14 protein-coding genes are annotated in these 17,931 nt (G+C 56.6%); 9 read left to right on the top strand and 5 right to left on the bottom strand.

Translation table 11 applies throughout. The annotated features are described in order from the left end of the window. Nucleotides 1-104: 104 nt before the first annotated feature. A complete protein-coding gene (locus AC1RKC_RS16030; RefSeq protein ID WP_020827746.1) occupies nucleotides 105-1,523 on the bottom strand; it encodes a glutamine synthetase family protein in 1,419 nt (472 codons plus the stop codon). A gap of 394 nt (nucleotides 1,524-1,917) precedes the next feature. On the opposite strand from AC1RKC_RS16030, the gene puuR reads away from it, so the two are divergent. The 6 genes from puuR (at nucleotide 1,918) to AC1RKC_RS16000 (ending at nucleotide 9,647) form a co-directional block, all read left to right on the top strand. Then, complete coding sequence (gene puuR / locus AC1RKC_RS16025; protein WP_020827747.1) at nucleotides 1,918-2,475, top strand: HTH-type transcriptional regulator PuuR; 558 nt, start codon at nucleotides 1,918-1,920, stop codon at nucleotides 2,473-2,475. Nucleotides 2,476-2,495: 20 nt separating this feature from the next. Beyond that, complete coding sequence (locus AC1RKC_RS16020) at nucleotides 2,496-3,776, top strand: NAD(P)/FAD-dependent oxidoreductase (RefSeq protein WP_048759205.1); 1,281 nt, start codon at nucleotides 2,496-2,498, stop codon at nucleotides 3,774-3,776. A 121-nt stretch (nucleotides 3,777-3,897) separates the two neighbouring features. Then, a complete protein-coding gene (locus tag AC1RKC_RS16015) occupies nucleotides 3,898-5,409 on the top strand; it encodes a sugar ABC transporter ATP-binding protein (protein WP_493092299.1) in 1,512 nt (503 codons plus the stop codon). Then, entirely contained in the window at nucleotides 5,406-6,401 is a 996-nt protein-coding gene (locus AC1RKC_RS16010) for an ABC transporter permease (protein WP_020827750.1), read from the top strand. The genes AC1RKC_RS16015 and AC1RKC_RS16010 overlap by 4 nt, the downstream gene beginning before the upstream one ends. Before the next feature lie 245 nt (nucleotides 6,402-6,646). Further along, nucleotides 6,647-8,641: a ligand-gated channel protein gene (locus AC1RKC_RS16005; protein WP_493092298.1), complete on the top strand. Its 1,995-nt coding sequence runs from the start codon at nucleotides 6,647-6,649 to the stop codon at nucleotides 8,639-8,641. A 58-nt stretch (nucleotides 8,642-8,699) separates the two neighbouring features. After that, nucleotides 8,700-9,647 carry a siderophore ABC transporter substrate-binding protein gene (locus AC1RKC_RS16000; RefSeq protein ID WP_116690101.1) on the top strand — a complete coding sequence of 316 codons (948 nt, stop codon included), beginning with the start codon at nucleotides 8,700-8,702 and terminating at the stop codon, nucleotides 9,645-9,647. A gap of 50 nt (nucleotides 9,648-9,697) precedes the next feature. On the opposite strand, the gene AC1RKC_RS15995 is transcribed toward AC1RKC_RS16000, so the two are convergent. Both AC1RKC_RS15995 and AC1RKC_RS15990 read right to left on the bottom strand, forming a co-directional pair. Continuing rightward, on the bottom strand, nucleotides 9,698-10,486 hold the full coding sequence (locus AC1RKC_RS15995) for an ABC transporter ATP-binding protein (protein ID WP_020827753.1): 789 nt from the start codon (nucleotides 10,484-10,486) through the stop codon (nucleotides 9,698-9,700). Beyond that, entirely contained in the window at nucleotides 10,483-11,565 is a 1,083-nt protein-coding gene (locus AC1RKC_RS15990) for a FecCD family ABC transporter permease (protein WP_020827754.1), read from the bottom strand. The genes AC1RKC_RS15995 and AC1RKC_RS15990 overlap by 4 nt, the downstream gene beginning before the upstream one ends. A 352-nt stretch (nucleotides 11,566-11,917) precedes the next feature. Between AC1RKC_RS15990 and AC1RKC_RS15985 the strand changes: the two genes are divergently transcribed. Next, entirely contained in the window at nucleotides 11,918-13,015 is a 1,098-nt protein-coding gene (locus tag AC1RKC_RS15985; RefSeq protein ID WP_493092297.1) for a GGDEF domain-containing protein, read from the top strand. 55 nt (nucleotides 13,016-13,070) lie between these two features. On the opposite strand, the gene AC1RKC_RS15980 is transcribed toward AC1RKC_RS15985, so the two are convergent. Next, nucleotides 13,071-14,549 carry an amino acid permease gene (locus AC1RKC_RS15980; RefSeq protein ID WP_041414759.1) on the bottom strand — a complete coding sequence of 493 codons (1,479 nt, stop codon included), beginning with the start codon at nucleotides 14,547-14,549 and terminating at the stop codon, nucleotides 13,071-13,073. Between the two features lie 200 nt (nucleotides 14,550-14,749). Then, nucleotides 14,750-15,622, bottom strand: coding sequence for a DNA-binding transcriptional regulator YeiE (gene yieE / locus AC1RKC_RS15975; protein ID WP_041415520.1), 873 nt, complete (start codon nucleotides 15,620-15,622; stop codon nucleotides 14,750-14,752). A gap of 261 nt (nucleotides 15,623-15,883) precedes the next feature. Between yieE and AC1RKC_RS15970 the strand changes: the two genes are divergently transcribed. Together AC1RKC_RS15970 and nfo are read left to right on the top strand one after the other, a co-directional pair. Beyond that, nucleotides 15,884-16,972 (top strand): YeiH family protein, encoded by a 1,089-nt coding sequence (locus tag AC1RKC_RS15970; protein WP_261449194.1) that lies wholly within the window; start codon nucleotides 15,884-15,886, stop codon nucleotides 16,970-16,972. A gap of 103 nt (nucleotides 16,973-17,075) precedes the next feature. Further along, nucleotides 17,076-17,915 (top strand): deoxyribonuclease IV, encoded by an 840-nt coding sequence (gene nfo, locus AC1RKC_RS15965; protein ID WP_020827759.1) that lies wholly within the window; start codon nucleotides 17,076-17,078, stop codon nucleotides 17,913-17,915. Nucleotides 17,916-17,931: the final 16 nt, after the last annotated feature.

Here is a 17,931-nt window from a genome sequence, read left to right as displayed (position 1 = left end):
AAACAAATTCTTTTCGCGATCGTTCGGAAAACAACCCTTACAGGTGAATTAATCCGCTATCGTTCTATCGCACATCAAGTTAATGCCACACATTTTACGCCCCTTCAGGCATTTTTCAACATCCAATCAATCTCGGTTTCAGTCACCAGACGCTCAAATTGCATCAGTTCATCCATCTTGCAGGCATGGTAAACGTGGGCAAAACGTTCGCCCAGATACTGCGTCAAGGCTTGCTGATGCTCAAACTCGTACAGCGCGTCGCTTTGGCGAATGGGGAACGGCACCCCTTCTTGTTCAAGACCATTACCGGTTACCGGCTCAGGCAATGGCAATTCATTGTCCAGCCCGTAAAGTATGCCTGACAGGATCGCCGCCACCACCAGATAAGGATTGGCATCTGCCCCCGCTACGCGGTATTCCACGCGATGATTCTCCGGCTCGCCGCAGGGAATGCGCAGCGCCACGGTACGATTGTTGTGCCCCCAGGACGCCTGAGTGGGTACATACATGCCCGGCTGGAAGCGGCGAAAGGCATTCACATTGGGTGCCAGTAATGCCATCGAGGCCGGCATCAGGGTGATCATCCCCGCCAGCGCACGGTGCAACAGCGCCGAGTCTTCGCCATCGGGTTGCACGAACAGATTATTGCCGTTGCCGTCCAGCATGCTGATATGCACATGCATGCCGCTACCGGCGTATTCCTCATAGGGCTTGGCCATAAAGGTGGCGTGCAAGTGATGATTTTCCGCCACCAGCCGTACCAGGCGTTTCAACGACAGCGCGTGATCGCAGGCCAGCAGCACGTTATCGGTATGCTGCAGATTTACCTCGAACTGGCCGGGTGACGCTTCCGCCACCGCACCGTCCGCCGGTAAGCCCTGCATCTGCGCCAGGGTGTCGATGTCGTTGAGTACTTCGGCAAAATGATTCAGATTGTCCAGCGAATAAACCTGGCTCTGCATATTGCGCTCCTGGGTGCCGGGCGCACAGGGCGGTTGCAAATACCCCTCAGAGTCTCGCTGTCGATCAATGAGATAGAACTCCAACTCTACCGCTACCACCGGGAACATGCCGCGCTGGCGCAATGCCTGCCAAACTCGATTCAGGACATTACGGGGTTCAACGTCAAAGGGAGTACCATCTTCATCCAGCATGGTCAGCAACACCTGACCGATATTGTCCGGATCCGCCGCTGACGGCGTCAGCGTTCCTGCCACCGGCATACACACGCGGTCCGGTTCGCCCAGTTCCTGACCCAGGCCCGCCTCTTCCACCACGTTGCCCAAAATATCCATAGCGAATACCGAGGCGGGGAAGTAGCAGCCTTTTTCCAATTTTTTCAGTCCGGAGACGGGAATTCGTTTACCGCGGAAGGAACCATTCAGGTCAGTGAGCAGGATGTCGATATACTGCGTTGAGGGATGGCGTTCCAAATAGTGAGCAACTTCACGTTGGAACGCGCTACTTCGCCTCTCTTCATTATGCTGTGCAAAATTTTCAACTGCTGCGATATTGGTTTGCATACATCACCCGCCATTATGCTTTGAGAACGCTGCTGCGTCCGCCTGCCGATAGGTTCAACACATGGTCTGATTTCTCTGTAGACTGCGCCACAGCGGGCGCTCAAAATAACATCCATAATATGAAACATAGCCTTAACACAAATAGTTTGCAAATGTTACAATCCTGTTTGATTATTCGCCACCGGCTGCTAAATTGATAAAATATTGACCGAAAAGGCGTTAACACTCTTTTTACGTGCAGAATTTCGTCCGCCAGAACGGGGGTGGTCATGGGCAATATATTTTCCAATTCCGACACAACTACCGATATCATGCTGTGCCGATATCACTCAGGCAGGCACCTGATACCCATATTCATTTCTGCCTGTCGTCCCTACCAGAAGGAAGTACCGCTATGAGCGAAGTCAGCTTGGCGCCGGGTAAGCGCCTGTCACAGATCCGTCTGCAATTGGGTTTGTCGCAGCGCCGGGTCGCCGAACTGTCCGGGTTAACCCACAGCGCAATCAGCACCATCGAACAGGACAAAGTCAGTCCGGCTATCAGTACGCTGCAAAAGCTGCTGAAAGTTTATGGGCTGTCGCTGTCTGCCTTCTTTGCCGAACCTGAAGCCGCCAATGAGCCCAAAGTGGTCATAGAAGCCGAGGATCTGATTGAGATAGGTAGCCAGGGGGTATCGATGAAGCTGGTGCATAACGGCAGTCCAACGCGCAATCTGGCGATGATGCTGGAAACCTATCAGCCCGGCACCACCACCGGCGAAAAAATTAAGCACCAGGGCGAGGAGATCGGCACCCTGCTGGAAGGGGAGATCATGCTGACGATCAACGGCCAGACCCATTGCCTGACCGCCGGTCAAAGCTATGCCATCAACACCGGCATTCCACACAGTTTCAGCAATACCTCGGCGCGCGTCTGCCGCATCGTCAGCGCACATACCCCGACAACCTTCTGACCTTGTTTGGCGGAGGCCCCATGACGGAACACGTTGCCAGTTATTATGCCGCCACCGCCAACACGTTCGCGCCCTACCCGGCGCTGAACGAGGATATCCGCTGTGACGTCTGCATTATTGGCGGCGGCTTCACTGGCCTGTCGTCGGCGTTGCATCTGGTCGAAGCCGGTTATGACGTGGTGGTATTGGAGGCCGCACGCATCGGCTGGGGTGCCAGCGGCCGCAACGGCGGGCAGGTAGTCAACTCTTACAGCCGCGATATCGACGTCATTGAAGCGCGTTATGGCGCTGACACCGCCGCCATGCTCGGCAGCATGATGTTCGAAGGCGCAGAGATTATCCGCAAGCGCATCGATCAATACGCCATCGCCTGTGACTACCGGCCCGGCGGCATCTTCGCCGCTTTGAACCCTAAACAAAGCCACGCGCTGCAGCGGCAACAGGCCCGTTGGCGGCGCTATGGCAATGACCAATTGGAATGGCTGGATCGGCAGGCTATCCGCCGCGAGATCGCCAGCGATCGTTACGTCGGCGGTTTGCTGGACCGCAACGGCGGCCATTTGCACCCTCTCAATCTGGCGCTGGGCGAAGCCGACGCGGTGCGCCGTCACGGTGGGCGGTTGTTCGAACAGTCAGCCGCCACGCGCATTGATTACGCGGAACCGGCAAAGGTACACACCGCCCAAGGCTCGGTCAGCGCCAACTTTGTGATCGCTGCCGGCAACGCCTACCTTGGCGATCGGCTTGAACCGCGGCTCAGCCGGTTGAGCATGCCCTGCGGCTCGCAAATTCTCGCCACCGAACCGTTATCCAAAGATATGGCGCTGTCGCTGCTGCCCAATAATTTCTGCGTCGAAGACTGCAATTACCTGCTGGACTACTTTCGTCTGACCGCCGACAACCGGTTGCTGTATGGCGGCGGCGTGGTATACGGCGCTCGCGATCCCGCCGATATCGATCCGCTGATCCTGCCCAAAATGCTGAAAACCTTCCCGCAGCTGAAACAGGTGCGCATTGATTACCGCTGGAGCGGCAACTTTCTGCTGACGCTCTCGCGCATGCCGCAATTCGGTCGCCTGGAAAACAATGTCTATTATATGCAGGGTGATAGCGGCCACGGCGTCACCTGCACTCATTTGGCCGGCAAGCTGATCGCCGAAGTGCTGCGCGGTGATGCCGAACGTTTTGACGCCTTCGCTCGCTTGCCACACCTGCCCTTCTTTGGGGGCCGCCAGCTGCGTGTGCCTTTCACCGCCCTGGGGGCGGCCTATTATGCGTTGCGCGACCGCCTGGGGTTCTAGCGTCATCCGCCAGGAATTTTTTCATCTCAGTTATGCCTTTTAGTTTGTTGCGAAATACGCAATCTGTGTTACAAAAGACTTACTTTAGCCATCTAAACACCTAAACGTCTTTAATTACACTATGCCAACCCCTACGCCCTCACGCCTCGAGATGCGCAATATCTCGATCGCCTTTGCCGGCTTCAATGCCCTGCAAAACGTCGATTTCACCCTGCAAGGAGGCTCAACACACGCATTGGTCGGGGCCAACGGGGCAGGAAAATCCACCTTGATGGCGATCCTTTCCGGCGCGCACGACCATTATCGCGGCGAGATTTTTATCGACGGCCAGCAAGTGGATATTCATTCCCCGCTGCAGGCCCGGCAACACGGCATCCACGTGGTGCAGCAGGAAGTGGACGTGGCGTTGATCCCCACGCTATCCGTGGCGGAAAACATCATGCTCGATTGGCTGAACGAACCGGGCCATCTGCTTAACTGGGCGCAACTGTACCGCCAGGCGGCGCAGCTACTGACACAGCTGGATTTGACTATTGACCTGCGCCAGCATTTGTCGGAGTGCACCCTGGCGGAAAAACAGCAGGTGCTGCTGGCACGCGCGCTCTCCCACCGCTGTCGTTTTCTGGTGCTCGATGAACCCACCGCCCCGCTCGATCGCGCCGAAAGCGAACGCCTGTTTCGCGTGGTGCGCCGCCTGCAGTCCGAAGGTATCGGCGTGGTGTTTATTTCCCACCGTATCCACGAATTGAGTGAAATTTGCGACCGCCTGACGGTGCTGCGCGATGGCCGTCACGTCAGTGAGGATGCCATGCAGGGCCTGACCGGCGAGCAGATCGTCGAGAAAATGCTCGGTCACCGGCTGGACGATATTTTTCCTCCCCCACGCCCACCGCACGGTTCTCGCCCGCTGCTACGGGTGGAAGGCCTGCACGATCGCCATAAGCTGCGCGACGTCAGCCTGCAACTGCATCAGGGGGAAATTCTTGGCATCGCCGGGCTGGCCGGCGCGGGAAAAACCGAACTGTGCAAGGCGTTATTTGGCGCCTCACCGGCGCGAATTGAACGGGGTGAACTGCTGGGGAAACCCTGGGCCCCCCGCGCTCCACATCTTAGCGTCGAGCAAGGGCTGGCGCTGGTGCCGGAAGAGCGGCGTAAAGAAGGCATTTTTATCGACGAAGCTATTCCGATGAACCTGAGCGTCAGCGCCGACGACAGCTTTTCCCGCTGGAGCCTGTTCAGCCGCCGCCAGGAACTGCGTTGGGCGCGCGACATCATGCAGCGCCTGAATATTCGCGCCTCCGGCCCGCAGCAGAAGCTGGCGCGGCTTTCCGGTGGCAATCAGCAAAAGGTGGCGATTGGCAAATGGCTGCGCGGCGACGCTAGCGTACTAATTTTCGACGAACCAACCAAAGGTGTGGACATCAAGGCCAAACAAGAGCTGTTCACCCTGATCGACGGCCTGGCGCGCAACGGCAAAGGCATTATTTATGCTTCCGGCGAGTTCTCGGAGCTGGTCGGCCTGTGCGATCGCATCTGCGTGCTGTGGGATGGCCGGGTCGTCGCGGAACTGAATGCCGCCGACATTGATGAAGAAACCCTATTACTGTATTCCACCGGAGGAACCCCAGCGTGAGTAAAGAATTGTCCCTGCAAACTGCGCAACCCTGGCGCCATCAGCTGTTTGAGTTTCTCTACAAATGGGGGATGTTACTCACCGTTGTCGCGCTGATTGCCCTGTTCGGGATAGCGTCGGACAACTTCCTCGATCCGAACAACATCATCAATATTCTGCGTTCGATTGCCATCGTTACTGTCATCGCCATCGGAGTATCGATATCGCTGTCGGTCGGCGGTTTCGACCTCTCCGTTGGCTCCACCGCTTCACTGGCCAACGCCCTGGTGGTTTCGCTGTTCGTCTGGTACGGCTTCGGCACCACCGGTGCGATTGTGCTGACGTTACTGATTTGTACCCTGGTCGGCCTGTTCAATGCATTCCTGATCGTGGTGTTGAAAATCCCCGATATGCTGGCGACGCTGGCCAGCCTGTTTGTGATCCAGGGCGTGGCGATGACCTACAGCTACGGCGGATCAATCACCCAGAATATGCTGCTGCCGAACGGCGATATGGCCGAAGGCCTGATCCCGGAGGTCTTTTCCTCACTGGGCCAGGTGCCGGTGATCGTGTTGATCATGCTGGCAGTCACGGTAGTGGTGCAGCTTTTCCTGTCGCTGACCAAACATGGCCGCCGCATGTATGCCATTGGCGGTAATCCGGAAGCCGCGCGCCTGTCGGGTATTCGCACAGTACGTTACAGGGTTGCCGCCTATGTTATCTCTGCCCTTCTGGCCTCGCTTGGCGGCATATTGCTGGCGTCACGTATCGGCTCTTCGCAGGTGAATGCCGGTGGCGGTTATCTGATGGATGCGGTCGCTGCCGCTTACATTGGTTTCTCGCTGGCCGGCTCCGGCAAGCCCAACGCGCTCGGCACGCTGGTGGGCGCGGTGATCCTCGGCGTGTTGCAAAACGGCCTGGTGATGCTCTCCGTTCCCTACTATGCCATGGACATTATCAAAGGTTTGGTGTTGGCCCTGGCGCTGGCAATCACCTACATCCAGAAACGCTAACTCCCTCTCTCGGCGCAGATTCTGCTGCGCCCTTTTTCCCTTGTATTCATGCGGTTAATGATTCTCCTCCCCTAAACACATACAAATGATACGAATTATCATTTGCGTTTACATTTTGTCGAAAATCCTTACAATAGCCTGACGAAACGGCGAACCCCGCAATGACGGGGCAAGTTTCTAATTATTATTCAACACGTTAAAACGACACTTTGTCGATTTACATCAGACCAGGAAAGGTTTGCCTCATGGAAAAGCCACGTTATAACAAATTAACCGCATTGATCATTGCTACATTGACCAGCGCCGGCGCCGTCGCTGCGCAACCAGACGCTCAGGACACCATGGTGGTAACCGCTTCCGGTTTCCAGCAGAAAATCCAGGACTCCCCGGCGTCCATTTCGGTCATCCCACGTCAGCAAATTGAAGACAAAGCCTACCGCGACATTACCGATGCGTTGAAAGACGTGCCGGGCGTCGTCGTAACCGGCGGTGGCAGCAGCAGCGATATCAGCATCCGCGGCATGTCCTCCAAATACACCTTGATCCTGGTCGACGGCAAACGCGTAGACACCCGCGGCACCCGCCCGAACAGCGACAACGCAGGCATTGAACAAGGCTGGCTGCCGCCGCTGGAAGCGATTGAACGCATCGAAGTGGTACGCGGCCCGATGTCTTCGCTGTACGGCTCCGACGCCATGGGCGGCGTAATCAACGTCATCACCCGCAAAACCTCCACCACTCAGGCATGGAAAGGTTCACTGCACGGTGACGCCACCTTCCAGGAAAACAGCAATTCCGGCGATATTTTCCAGACCAACGCCTACGCTTCCGGCCCGCTGATTGAAGGCCTGCTGGGCCTGCGGGTCAACGGCCTGCTGTCGCGCCGCGCCGAGGACCAAATCCTCAACGGCTTCAATGAACAGCGCATGCGCAGCGGCACCGCGGTATTCAGCCTGACGCCAAACGAACAGAACGACTTCGATTTCGAAATCGGCCGCTCTTTGCAGGATCGAAACAGTACGCCGGGCAAATCCATGGCGACCGAAAACTGCCGCAACAAAAAGTGTACGCCGAACAGTGCCAGCGACAGCCTGTACACCCGTACCAACTACGCGTTAACCCACAACGGTTATTACGACTTCGGCAACACCACCAGTTATATTCAGCGCGAAGAGACCAACAACCCCGGCCGCGATATGAAGATGTACAACACCATCTTCAATACGCAAACCCAGTTTGATCTCGGCAGCCATATGCTGAACCTGGGCGGCCAGTACCGTTACGAAAAGTTGAGTGATGGCGGTAATCAGTTAGCCGCAGCCGATAAGCTGAACCAGCTGACGCGCTGGAGCTGGGCGCTGTTTGCCGAAGACGAATGGGCGATGACCAACGACTTCAGCCTGACCAGCGGTATCCGTATGGATCAGGACCAGAACTACGGCAACCACTGGACGCCGCGCATGTATGGCGTCTGGCACCTGACCGAGCAATTTACGTTGAAAGGCGGCGTCTCCGCGGGCTATCGCTCGCCGGATCTGCGCCAATCCTCTGCCGGCTGGGGGCAAATCACCGGCGGTGGCCGCACTTCAATCATTATCGGTAACCCGGATCTGAAACCAGAGAAGAGCCTGAGCGAAGAGATCGGCGTGATGTGGGATAACCTGCAAGGTCTGAACGCCAGCGTTACCCTGTTTAACACCGACTTCAAAGACAAAATCACCGAAGTGCGTCGCTGTGACAGCGGCGACGGTGACGCGCAGTGCATGATCGGCAATACGCCGTATTACTTTATCAGCGACCGCACCAACGTCGATAAAGCCAATATGCGCGGCGTAGAAGCCACTTTCGGTTGGGAAATCACCAAAGATTGGCAGTTGACCACCAACTATACCTACACCACCTCCGAACAGAAGAGCGGGGATTTCCAGGGCAAACCGCTGAACCAAATGCCGAAGCATATGGTTAACAGCGTCCTGGACTGGCAGGCCACGCATGACGTCAGCCTGTGGTCGCGCGTTAACTTCCGCAGCAAGACTTCGGACTACATGAGCCGTTCTTCGATGGCCAAGAGCACGCCGTCTTATACCTTTGTTGACGCCGGCCTGAGCTACCAGGCGAATAAAAATCTGATGGTGACCGGCGGGGTTTACAACATCCTCGACAAGACCGTCGATTACGATAACTACAATACCGTGCTGGATGGCCGCCGTTACACCGTCGGCATGACCTACAACTTCTGATGCCACTTTGGGCGCGCGCTGCGCGCCCTTTTTATTTCTCTCACCCAAGGAAGCCACAATGACATTACGCCGCTCCCCTATGGTTCTCGCCCTGCTGGCCTGTATCGCGCTAGCCGGCTGTAACGGCAAGGTTCGCACACCGGCCGCGGATGCCCCTGCGACCGTCAGTTTTCAACATCTGAACGGCACCACCGAAGTGAAAAAGCACCCACAGCGCGTAGTGGTGCTGGACTATGCTTCGCTGGAAACATTGCAGTTGCTGGGCGTAGAGCCGCTGGCACTGCCGGGCAACCGCACCATGCTGCCGGACAGCCTGAAACAGTACCAAAATGCCAAATACCTCAATGCCGGGACCCTGTTTGAGCCGGATATGGCCACGCTACGCGCTGCCAAACCGGATCTGATCCTGATCGCCGGTCGTTCCTCCAAGGCCTATGCCGAACTCAGCGGCATTGCGCCGACGTTAAATATGGCAATCGATCCGCAGGATCAACTGGGCAGCCTGAAACAACGCACCCTGCAACTGGGTGAGCTATTCGATAAACAGCCGCAGGCTCAGGCTGCAGTAGACAAACTGGACGCCGAGATTGCGGCGATCAAACCGCAGGTGGCCAAAGCCGGGCGTGGCCTGGTTGTGCTGTTCTCCGGCGGGAAAATCAGCGCCTACGCGCCCAAGAGCCGTTTCAGCTTTACCTATGACGCCCTCGGGTTCCAGTCTGCGCTGCAAAGCGACAACGCCGATGTCCGCGGCAATAAACTCACCCCGGAACAAGTGGCTCAGTTGAACCCGGACTGGCTGTTCATTATCGATCGCGATGCAGCCACCGGTCGTCCGAACGCGGTAGCTCCGCAGAAGATCCTCACCACCACGGCGTTGAAAAACACCGCAGCGGTCAAGAAAGGTCAGGTGGTTTATCTGCCGGCGGCTGAGGTCTATCTTTCCGGCGGCATCATCACCAGCCAGCATATCGTCGAACGCGTCGCCGAGGCGCTGAACAAGAAGTAATAAAAAACCCGGCGCTGTGAAGTGCCGGGTTTTTTGCTATCCACCAGGGATCAAATCGACGGTTGGTTCACCAACCCGTCAATCAGCACCTGCGGCGTTCCCTGCGAGCAACGCTCAATGCGCCCACGAACGCCATACACCCGTGCCAGACTCTGCGGCGTGATCACCTCTTCCGGCGCACCGTCGGCAATCAATTCGCCATCCTGCAGCATCAGCACATGATCGCCATGACGCAGCGCTATATTGATGTCATGCACCACCACCACCGTGATGATATTGCGTTTGCGCGTCTCTTTGCGTACCAAATCCATCACGTGGAACTGATAGTTAAGATCGAGCGCGCTCAGCGGTTCATCCAGCAGCAGCAACGAAGGCTGACGGATCAGCGACTGCGCCAACCCCACCAACTGTTTCTGTCCGCCGGAAAGCTGATCGAGATAGCTCAGCGCCAGGTGGGCAATGCCAAGCTGCTCCAGCAGCGCCATTACCTCGGCCTCGCTGCCAGCATTGCTGCGGCCGCCCGAAGCGCGTTGCGCCACGATGATCGATTCCAGCACGTGCAGATGCACACCGGCTGGCAAAGACTGTGGCAAATACACCACCTTCTCCGCACGGCGGGCGAATGGCATCTGCATCAAATCGATGTCGTCCAGCCACAGTTTCCCCTGTGCAGGGTTTAAACCCGCCAGCGAGCGCAGCAGCGTTGACTTACCGCTGCCGTTCGGCCCCAGCAGCACGGTGATTTGCCCGCGCGGCAGCATCGGGACCGCCAGGTTGCTGATAACCTGACGCTTGGGGTAGCCAGCGGAGAAGCCTTCAATACGCAATCCCTGATTCATACATTCCCCCGATGACGCAGAATAATGCTCAGGAAGAATGGCACGCCCACCAGCGAGGTAACGATGCCCACCGGAATGATAATGCCCGGGATCAGGTTTTTCGACGCCACGGAGGCCATCGACAGTACCAGCGCGCCAATCAACGCACTGGCCGGCAGATAGAAACGGTGATCTTCACCGAAGATCATTCGGGCGATGTGTGGCGCCACCAGCCCGATAAAACCGATAGGCCCAACAAAGGCCACCGCCAGCGCGGAAAGAATGCTGATGCGCAACAGGGTCGTCAGACGCAGACGGCGCACGTCGATACCGAAGCTCACTGCCCGATCTTCTCCCAAACGCAGCGCGGTCAACTTCCACGAGCTCATCATCGACAATGGCAGCAGCACGACGAATACGCCGAGCAAAATGCCCAGTTTGTCCCACGAAGCCCGCGCCAGGCTGCCCATAGTCCAGAACACCAGCCCCTGCAGCGTGTCTTCGCTGGCAATAAACTGCATCATGGAAACCAGGGCGTTAAAGGTGAACACCAGCGCGATGCCGAACAACACCACGCCAGAGGTGGCCACCCGTGTCCAACGCGTAATGCCGTCCAACATCAATGCGGCGAACAGGGCGAAAATAAACGCGTTAGCGGAAATAAACCATTGATCGGGGATGCCTGGAACGCCAATCCCCAACACGATAGCCAGCGCCGCACCGAAAGCCGCGGCAGAAGAGACGCCGAGGGTAAAGGGGCTGGCCAGTGGGTTGTTGAGGATGGTCTGCATTTCTGCACCGGCCAGGCCAAGCGCAAAGCCCACCACCACCGCCATCAAGGCGTAAGGCAGACGAATATCCCAGACGATAACCCGCGTGCCGGCGTCGGCCGCCGCAGGATCAATCAGGGTTTGCCACAGGGAAGACAAAGAGAGCCCGGATGGGCCCATGGTAAAATCCAGCAGCAGCGAACCCATAATCGCCAGTGCCAACACCCCCATCATCAATAAACGGTGGCGGAGAATATGGTGATAACGCCCCATGGCGTTGACGTCGGGTTTACCCTTGGCGTCAGGCATAGGATCGGTGGATACGCTCATTATTTCGGATACCTGTTACGACAATGACCACAGCGGCGCGGAAACGGCCGCCTGAACGGAATAAGCAGCCGCTAACAATAAAGCAAACGATAATACTTATCAATCATATCAATAGCTATTACCTGCCATATAAAGATGTAACACTTTATTTTATAACGTTATTAGCCAAACCCTTGCCATACCCTCGCCTCAGCACCCAGGGTTAACAATTCCGAAAATATCGCCCCACTCTGCACAGCTGTGACAAATTGCAATAAAACCACATAGAATCCAAATCCTGACTGGTCACTGGCGCCCGCGCCGGGCCGGATATTTAGGGCCGGTTTTCGGGACCCTTATCAAAGAGGCTGCAATGAGAAGTCGAACACCTGCGTTAACGCCTAAAAAACCCGCCCTGCTGCACTGGCTGGTGCAAAGCCCACGGCTGGCTGATGACGCCAAATTACAACGCCAGATGCGGCTTACCTTGGTGCCTTCTCCCGCCACGCCATGGTTGAATGCCGCCGGGGTGGCGCTGCTGCTGCTGGGCTATATCTGGCTGAGCCACAAGGCGATCGGCGTGGGTCTGATGCTGCTGCTGTTGTTGCTGACCGGCGGACGTTGGTGGCTGGCGCGAGCCAATCCGCTCCGTTGGCCCAACGCGATGCTGGTGACGGTACTGCTGTGGTGCGCACTGGTGGGCGCTGTCGCCCTGATGGCCATGCTTTCTGGCCGCATGGTGCTCATCTTGTTTGCCGGCTTGCTGATTACCGGACTGGCCTTCTGGCTGATGCAACGCCACGCCGCAGCACCGCGTTTTGCCCTGCTGGAAATCATGGTGCTGACGCTCCCCTATTTGCTGGCCGCGCCGCTGTCACGCGTGCAAAACCTGTTTTTACTGGCGGATATCATCCCGCTGTGGCTAGTGTTGGCCCATGGGTTGACCACGTCTTATCATCGCCAGCTCGCTGAGCGCGTCACCCTGAGCGCGGAAAAACAGCAAGCCGCCCATCAGGATCATTTGACCGGTTTCCTCAACCGTGCAGGCGGTGAAGCCGTGATGCAGGATATTTGTCGTCCTTCGGCAACGGTGCATCCGCTTTCCCATCTGTTTATTTTCGACTTTACCCCGCTGGCGGCGTTGTATCAGAGCCACGGCGTGCAGATCGGCGATGACGTGCTGCGCACCATCGGCGAACGCCTGAAAATGTTGGTGCGCCCCAGTGATTTTGTCTGCCGCTATACCGGCGGTCAGTTTCTGATCCTGGTTCACGATCTGCCTTACGGTTCCGAAGGTGAATTTTTGGCACGCTTCATTCCGGCGCTGGAAGCCCCCTACGCTTTTGGCGCATTCGGTGAGGTATCGCTGCAGCTCAATACCGGAGTATTGGCGTTAACCCAGGATTATCAATCGGTTGATAGTTTGATGGCCGCGGCGCAGCGGGCGCTGACGGTAAAAGGGAAGGAATAGCTAGTCAGGGGATAAGGATAACGCGGCGGGCTCCCGCCGCGTTTCATACAAGACGTTAATTCACGTCCATTTTCGGGAATTCCATTTCGCTGTACTTCACGACACGGGTGCCGCGCGTCAGCTTGTAACCGAACCAAATGATCAGGAACAGCGGAATGCCGATGTAGGTCGCGGTCACGCCGTACCAGTCGATTCGATCTTGCAGGAATGCCTGATAGTTCTGACCCAACGTGATGATCAGGCACAGCACAAAGGCAAAGATCGGGCCCAGCGGGAAGAAGCCGGAACGGTAAGGTAAGTCGTTCAGGTCATGCCCCTGGATCATATAACCGCGACGGAAGCGGTAATGGCTGATGGCAATCCCCAACCAGGCAATAAAGCCGGTCATACCCGAGGTGTTCAGCAGCCACAGGTAAACCGACTGGTTGCCGAACATCGAGCTCAGGAAGCACAAGCCCGCAACCACGGTCGTCGCATACAATGCATTACGTGGCACCCCGCCCTTCGACAGTTTGGCGAAGATACGCGGCGCTTTGCCTTCCGACGCCAGAGTAAACAGCATACGGGTTGAGGCGTACATCCCGGAGTTACCGGCAGACAATACCGCCGTCAGGATCACCGCGTTCATCACCGCCGCCGCCGACAGCAAACCGGCATGCTGGAACACCAGGGTGAACGGGCTGACGCTGATGTCTTTCACATCATTGCGCAGCAGGCTCGGATCGGTATAAGGAATAATCAGGCTGATAATCAGGATCGCGAAGATATAGAACAGCAGGATACGCCAGAACACCTGACGCACCGCGCGCGGGATATTTTTGCCCGGATTTTCAGATTCGCCGGCCGCGATGCCAATAAGCTCGGTACCCTGGAACGAGAAGCCGACAATCATCGCCACGCCTATCATCGCCGAGAACCCTCCGGCAAACGGCGCGTCGCCGATGGTCCAGTTCTGCCACCCCGCGTGCTCGCCCCCTTTGAGGATGCCGAAAATCATCAGCACGCCAATGGCGATAAAGATGATGACAGTGGTCACTTTGATCAGTGAGAACCAGTATTCTGCTTCGCCGAAACCCTTAACCGAAATGTAGTTCAACAGGAACATCAGGCACAGGAACAGCGCGCTCCAGATCCAACCCGGAGTATCCGGGAACCAATAGGTCATGACCAACTGCGACGCTACCAGGTCAACGGCGATGGTCACCGCCCAGTTGTACCAGTAGTTCCAACCCAGCGCGAAGCCAAAGCCTTCTTCCACATATTTGGCGCCGTAGGTGGAGAAAGAACCGGACACCGGCATAAAGGCCGCCAGTTCACCCAGGCTGGTCATCAAGAAGTACACCATCAGCCCGATCAACGCATAAGACAGCAATGCCCCGCCTGGGCCTGCCTGCGAAACGGTCGCCCCAGAGGCGACAAACAGACCGGTGCCGATAGAACCACCAATAGCAATCATGGTTAAGTGCCGCGCTTTCAGCTCGCGCCGCAATCCGGGTGCTGGTTGCCCCGATGTTTTTATATCCTGCTGAGCCATTCTTACCCTATCTGCTGGTCAAAAAAAATAAGGGCGGATTGTAACAAATACCCGCCGGCGAACTAGTAACATTGCACTGATATAAGATAGCTTCATAATTCAGGGCTAATTATTAGCAACGGCCCTCTAGGCCTTACTTACTGTCATTAATGTGACAGGGTGCAGATTTTTATGCTTCGTTTCTGCTTACGGAGGCATTTTCAGGACGCAAGCGTGCAGTAGCTGAGAAAACGCTGCAGGGCATTGGAGATGTGCTTTTGCCGGTGATGGATCAGATAAAGCGTTCGCATCAAGGGCGGCAACGGCAGCTGCAGTTCCACCAGCGCACCGCTGGCCAACTGTTCGCCTATCACCCGCCGCGACAGGCAACTGATGCCAATGCCGTGGCGCACCGCATGTTTGATCGCTTCCGAGTTCCCCAGCTCCATCACCAGCTGAAAGTGCGGCAGATGCGCCAGTAACAGATGATCCAACACTTCACGCGTGCCCGAGCCCCGTTCGCGCAGGATCCACGGCGCATTCGCCAACATCGCCAAGGTTAAAGGCTGGCCCGCCAGCGGATTGTCAGGTGCAGCGAACACCACCAGCTCATCCTCCAGCCACGGCTGAGTGACCAGCTCCGGCATATGGCAAGGGCCTTCGATCAGGCCTAAATCGACCCGAAAATCTGCGACCGCGACAATCACGTCCTGACTGTTTCCCACATTGAGCTCCAGCGGCGTGGCGGGAAAATCTTGCCGATAACGGGCAATCATCTCCGGCAACATATAGTTACCGATGGTGCTGCTGGCCGCGATGCGCAGCGCGCCACCGTCATGACGGAAGAGTTGCTCAATCTCTCCGGCCTGCTCCAGCAACGCCAGCGCCTTCGGGTACAGCAGCCGCCCATGCTCATTGATGACCAGACGTTTACCGACACGATCGAACAACTGCACGCCCAGCTGCCCTTCGAGGTCGGCCAGCGCCGCACTGACTGCCGATTGCGATAACGCCAGAACTACCGAGGCCTGCGTGGTCGAACCGCTTTTCAGCACTTCGGTAAAAACTTCCAATTGACGTAAGGTGATATGCATAAACTTCTCGATATACAAAAAAGCGGCCTGTCAGTAAAGCCACTGAAACTAATGCTAAATCTGCGCCACTGGCCAGCAGCAACGCACAGGGTGAATAACACTAAGGTTATCACGTTTGCAGAAATCGACATGGGGGCCACTCATGCTTCAGGCCGCAGACTAACCACTTATTCAGATAGGTTATAAATATATAATCAATTTCTCTTTTATGTCGCCAGCACGTAGTCTTTGGCTCAAGGATTTGATGACAAGGGCTGACTTATGGCGACCAATACCACACACGATTTTCCAACGCGGCAATTTCCGCTATTCGGTCTACCTCGGCTGGTGCCGGGGCTGCTGCTAACCGGTGCCATCACTGCGCTGGCGGTCTGGATAGGTGATATTCCCTGGGTAGCCGGGCTGGGACTGGGCGCGCTGACGCTGGCGATTTTGCTCGGTATTTTAGTCGGCAATACGCTGTATCCCTGGCTACAACCGAGCTGCCATGGCGGTGTTCAGCTCGCCAAACAGCGTTTATTGCGTCTGGGTATTATCCTTTACGGTTTTCGCCTGACGTTTCAGCAAATTGCTGACGTAGGCACCACCGGCATCATTATTGATGCATTGACCCTGAGCACCACTTTCCTGCTCGCCTGCTGGCTGGGTAAAAAAGTGTTCGGTATCGACAGCCAGACCGCGATGCTGATCGGCGCCGGCAGCAGCATTTGCGGCGCGGCGGCCGTGATGGCGACCGAGCCGGTGCTGAAAGCCGACTCCAACAAGGTGGCGGTGGCGGTAAGCACCGTGGTGGTCTTCGGTACGCTGGCGATCTTCGCTTATCCGTGGCTGTATCAGTTGAACGAGCATTTCCAGTGGCTGCCGTTTAATCAGGAAAGTTTCGGCATCTTTACCGGTTCAACCATTCATGAAGTGGCGCAGGTGGTCGCTGCCGGGCACGCTATCGGGCCGGATGCTGAAAACGCCGCGGTCATCGCCAAAATGATCCGCGTCATGATGCTGGCCCCTTTCCTGCTGCTGCTCTCAGGCTATATCAGCCGCAGCCGTAGCGCAGGAAGCACCGGTAGCCAGGCAGAAAAATCCGCGATAACCATTCCGTGGTTTGCGGTGCTGTTTATCGCCGTTGCCGGGTTGAACTCATTCGACCTGATCCCGGCGGCACTGGTAAAACACCTGATTACCGCCGATACCTGGATGCTGGCGATGGCCATGGCGGCGCTGGGATTGACCACCCACATCAGCGCGGTGCGCCAGGCCGGGGTTAAGCCAATCCTGCTCGCCACGCTGCTGTTCGTTTGGCTGATTGTGGGCGGCGGCGCCATTAACCTTCTGGTGCAGCATTTTATCTGATTTGCTTCCCTTCAGGCCCGCAACCGCGGGCCTGCGCTTTTCCTGCCATTCAATCCTTCCGCTATCAATGCCATAATGACGCCGATTACACAGGAGAATGAAAATGAAGTTTGTCGGTGCACATGTCAGCGCGTCAGGCGGCGTGGATCAGGCGGTTATCCGCGCGCACGAATTGGAGGCGACCGCATTCGCCCTGTTCACTAAAAATCAGCGTCAATGGAAGGCCGCCCCGCTGCCTGCCGACGTGATCGATAAGTTTAAAAGCGCCTGTGCGCAGTACGGCTACGGCCCAGGGCAGATCCTGCCGCACGACAGCTATCTGATTAACCTTGGCCACCCGGTGACCGAGGCGTTGGAAAAATCCCGCGAAGCCTTTCTTGATGAAATGCAGCGCTGCGAACAACTGGGGCTGACCCTGCTGAACTTCCACCCCGGCAGCCACCTGTTGCAAATTGAGGAAGACAAATGCCTGGCACGCATCGCTGAATCCATCAACATGGTGCTGGACAAGACCGAGGGCGTGACGGCGGTTATCGAAAACACCGCCGGTCAGGGCAGCAATCTGGGCTTCAAATTTGAACATTTGGCGGCGATTATCGATGGCGTGGAAGACAAGAGCCGCGTCGGCGTTTGCATCGATACCTGCCACGCCTTTGCCGCCGGTTACGATTTGCGTACCGAAGAAACCTGCGAGCAGACGTTTAAAGAGCTCGGCGACATCGTGGGGTTCAAGTACCTGCGCGGCATGCACCTGAACGACGCCAAGAGCGAGTTTGGCAGCCGCGTCGACCGTCACCACAGCCTGGGTGAAGGCAATATCGGTAAAACAGTATTCAGCTATATCATGCGTGACGATCGTTTCAACAATATCCCGCTGATCCTGGAAACCGTAAACCCGGATATCTGGGCGGAAGAGATCGCCTGGCTGAAGGCGCAGCAGTAATTGCCAGATAAAAAAA

This window comes from Serratia sp. GW822-FHT06E05, assembly GCF_058799445.1.
The sequence above is the reverse complement of the archived record's forward strand: the minus strand, read 5'-3'. Positions and strand labels throughout refer to the sequence as shown.

Excerpts from the sequence above, each read along its gene's own strand:
- AC1RKC_RS15990 (WP_020827754.1), bottom strand. The coding sequence starts at position 11,565 with ATGAGCGTATCCACCGATCCTATGCCTGACGCCAAGGGTAAACCCGAC.
- AC1RKC_RS15970 (WP_261449194.1), top strand. The coding sequence starts at position 15,884 with ATGGCGACCAATACCACACACGATTTTCCAACGCGGCAATTTCCGCTA.
- AC1RKC_RS16015 (WP_493092299.1), top strand. The coding sequence starts at position 3,898 with ATGCCAACCCCTACGCCCTCACGCCTCGAGATGCGCAATATCTCGATC.
- AC1RKC_RS15995 (WP_020827753.1), bottom strand. The coding sequence starts at position 10,486 with ATGAATCAGGGATTGCGTATTGAAGGCTTCTCCGCTGGCTACCCCAAG.
- AC1RKC_RS16030 (WP_020827746.1), bottom strand. The coding sequence starts at position 1,523 with ATGCAAACCAATATCGCAGCAGTTGAAAATTTTGCACAGCATAATGAA.
- AC1RKC_RS15985 (WP_493092297.1), top strand. The coding sequence starts at position 11,918 with ATGAGAAGTCGAACACCTGCGTTAACGCCTAAAAAACCCGCCCTGCTG.
- nfo (WP_020827759.1), top strand. The coding sequence starts at position 17,076 with ATGAAGTTTGTCGGTGCACATGTCAGCGCGTCAGGCGGCGTGGATCAG.
- AC1RKC_RS16005 (WP_493092298.1), top strand. The coding sequence starts at position 6,647 with ATGGAAAAGCCACGTTATAACAAATTAACCGCATTGATCATTGCTACA.
- yieE (WP_041415520.1), bottom strand. The coding sequence starts at position 15,622 with ATGCATATCACCTTACGTCAATTGGAAGTTTTTACCGAAGTGCTGAAA.
- puuR (WP_020827747.1), top strand. The coding sequence starts at position 1,918 with ATGAGCGAAGTCAGCTTGGCGCCGGGTAAGCGCCTGTCACAGATCCGT.
- AC1RKC_RS16020 (WP_048759205.1), top strand. The coding sequence starts at position 2,496 with ATGACGGAACACGTTGCCAGTTATTATGCCGCCACCGCCAACACGTTC.
- AC1RKC_RS15980 (WP_041414759.1), bottom strand. The coding sequence starts at position 14,549 with ATGGCTCAGCAGGATATAAAAACATCGGGGCAACCAGCACCCGGATTG.
- AC1RKC_RS16000 (WP_116690101.1), top strand. The coding sequence starts at position 8,700 with ATGACATTACGCCGCTCCCCTATGGTTCTCGCCCTGCTGGCCTGTATC.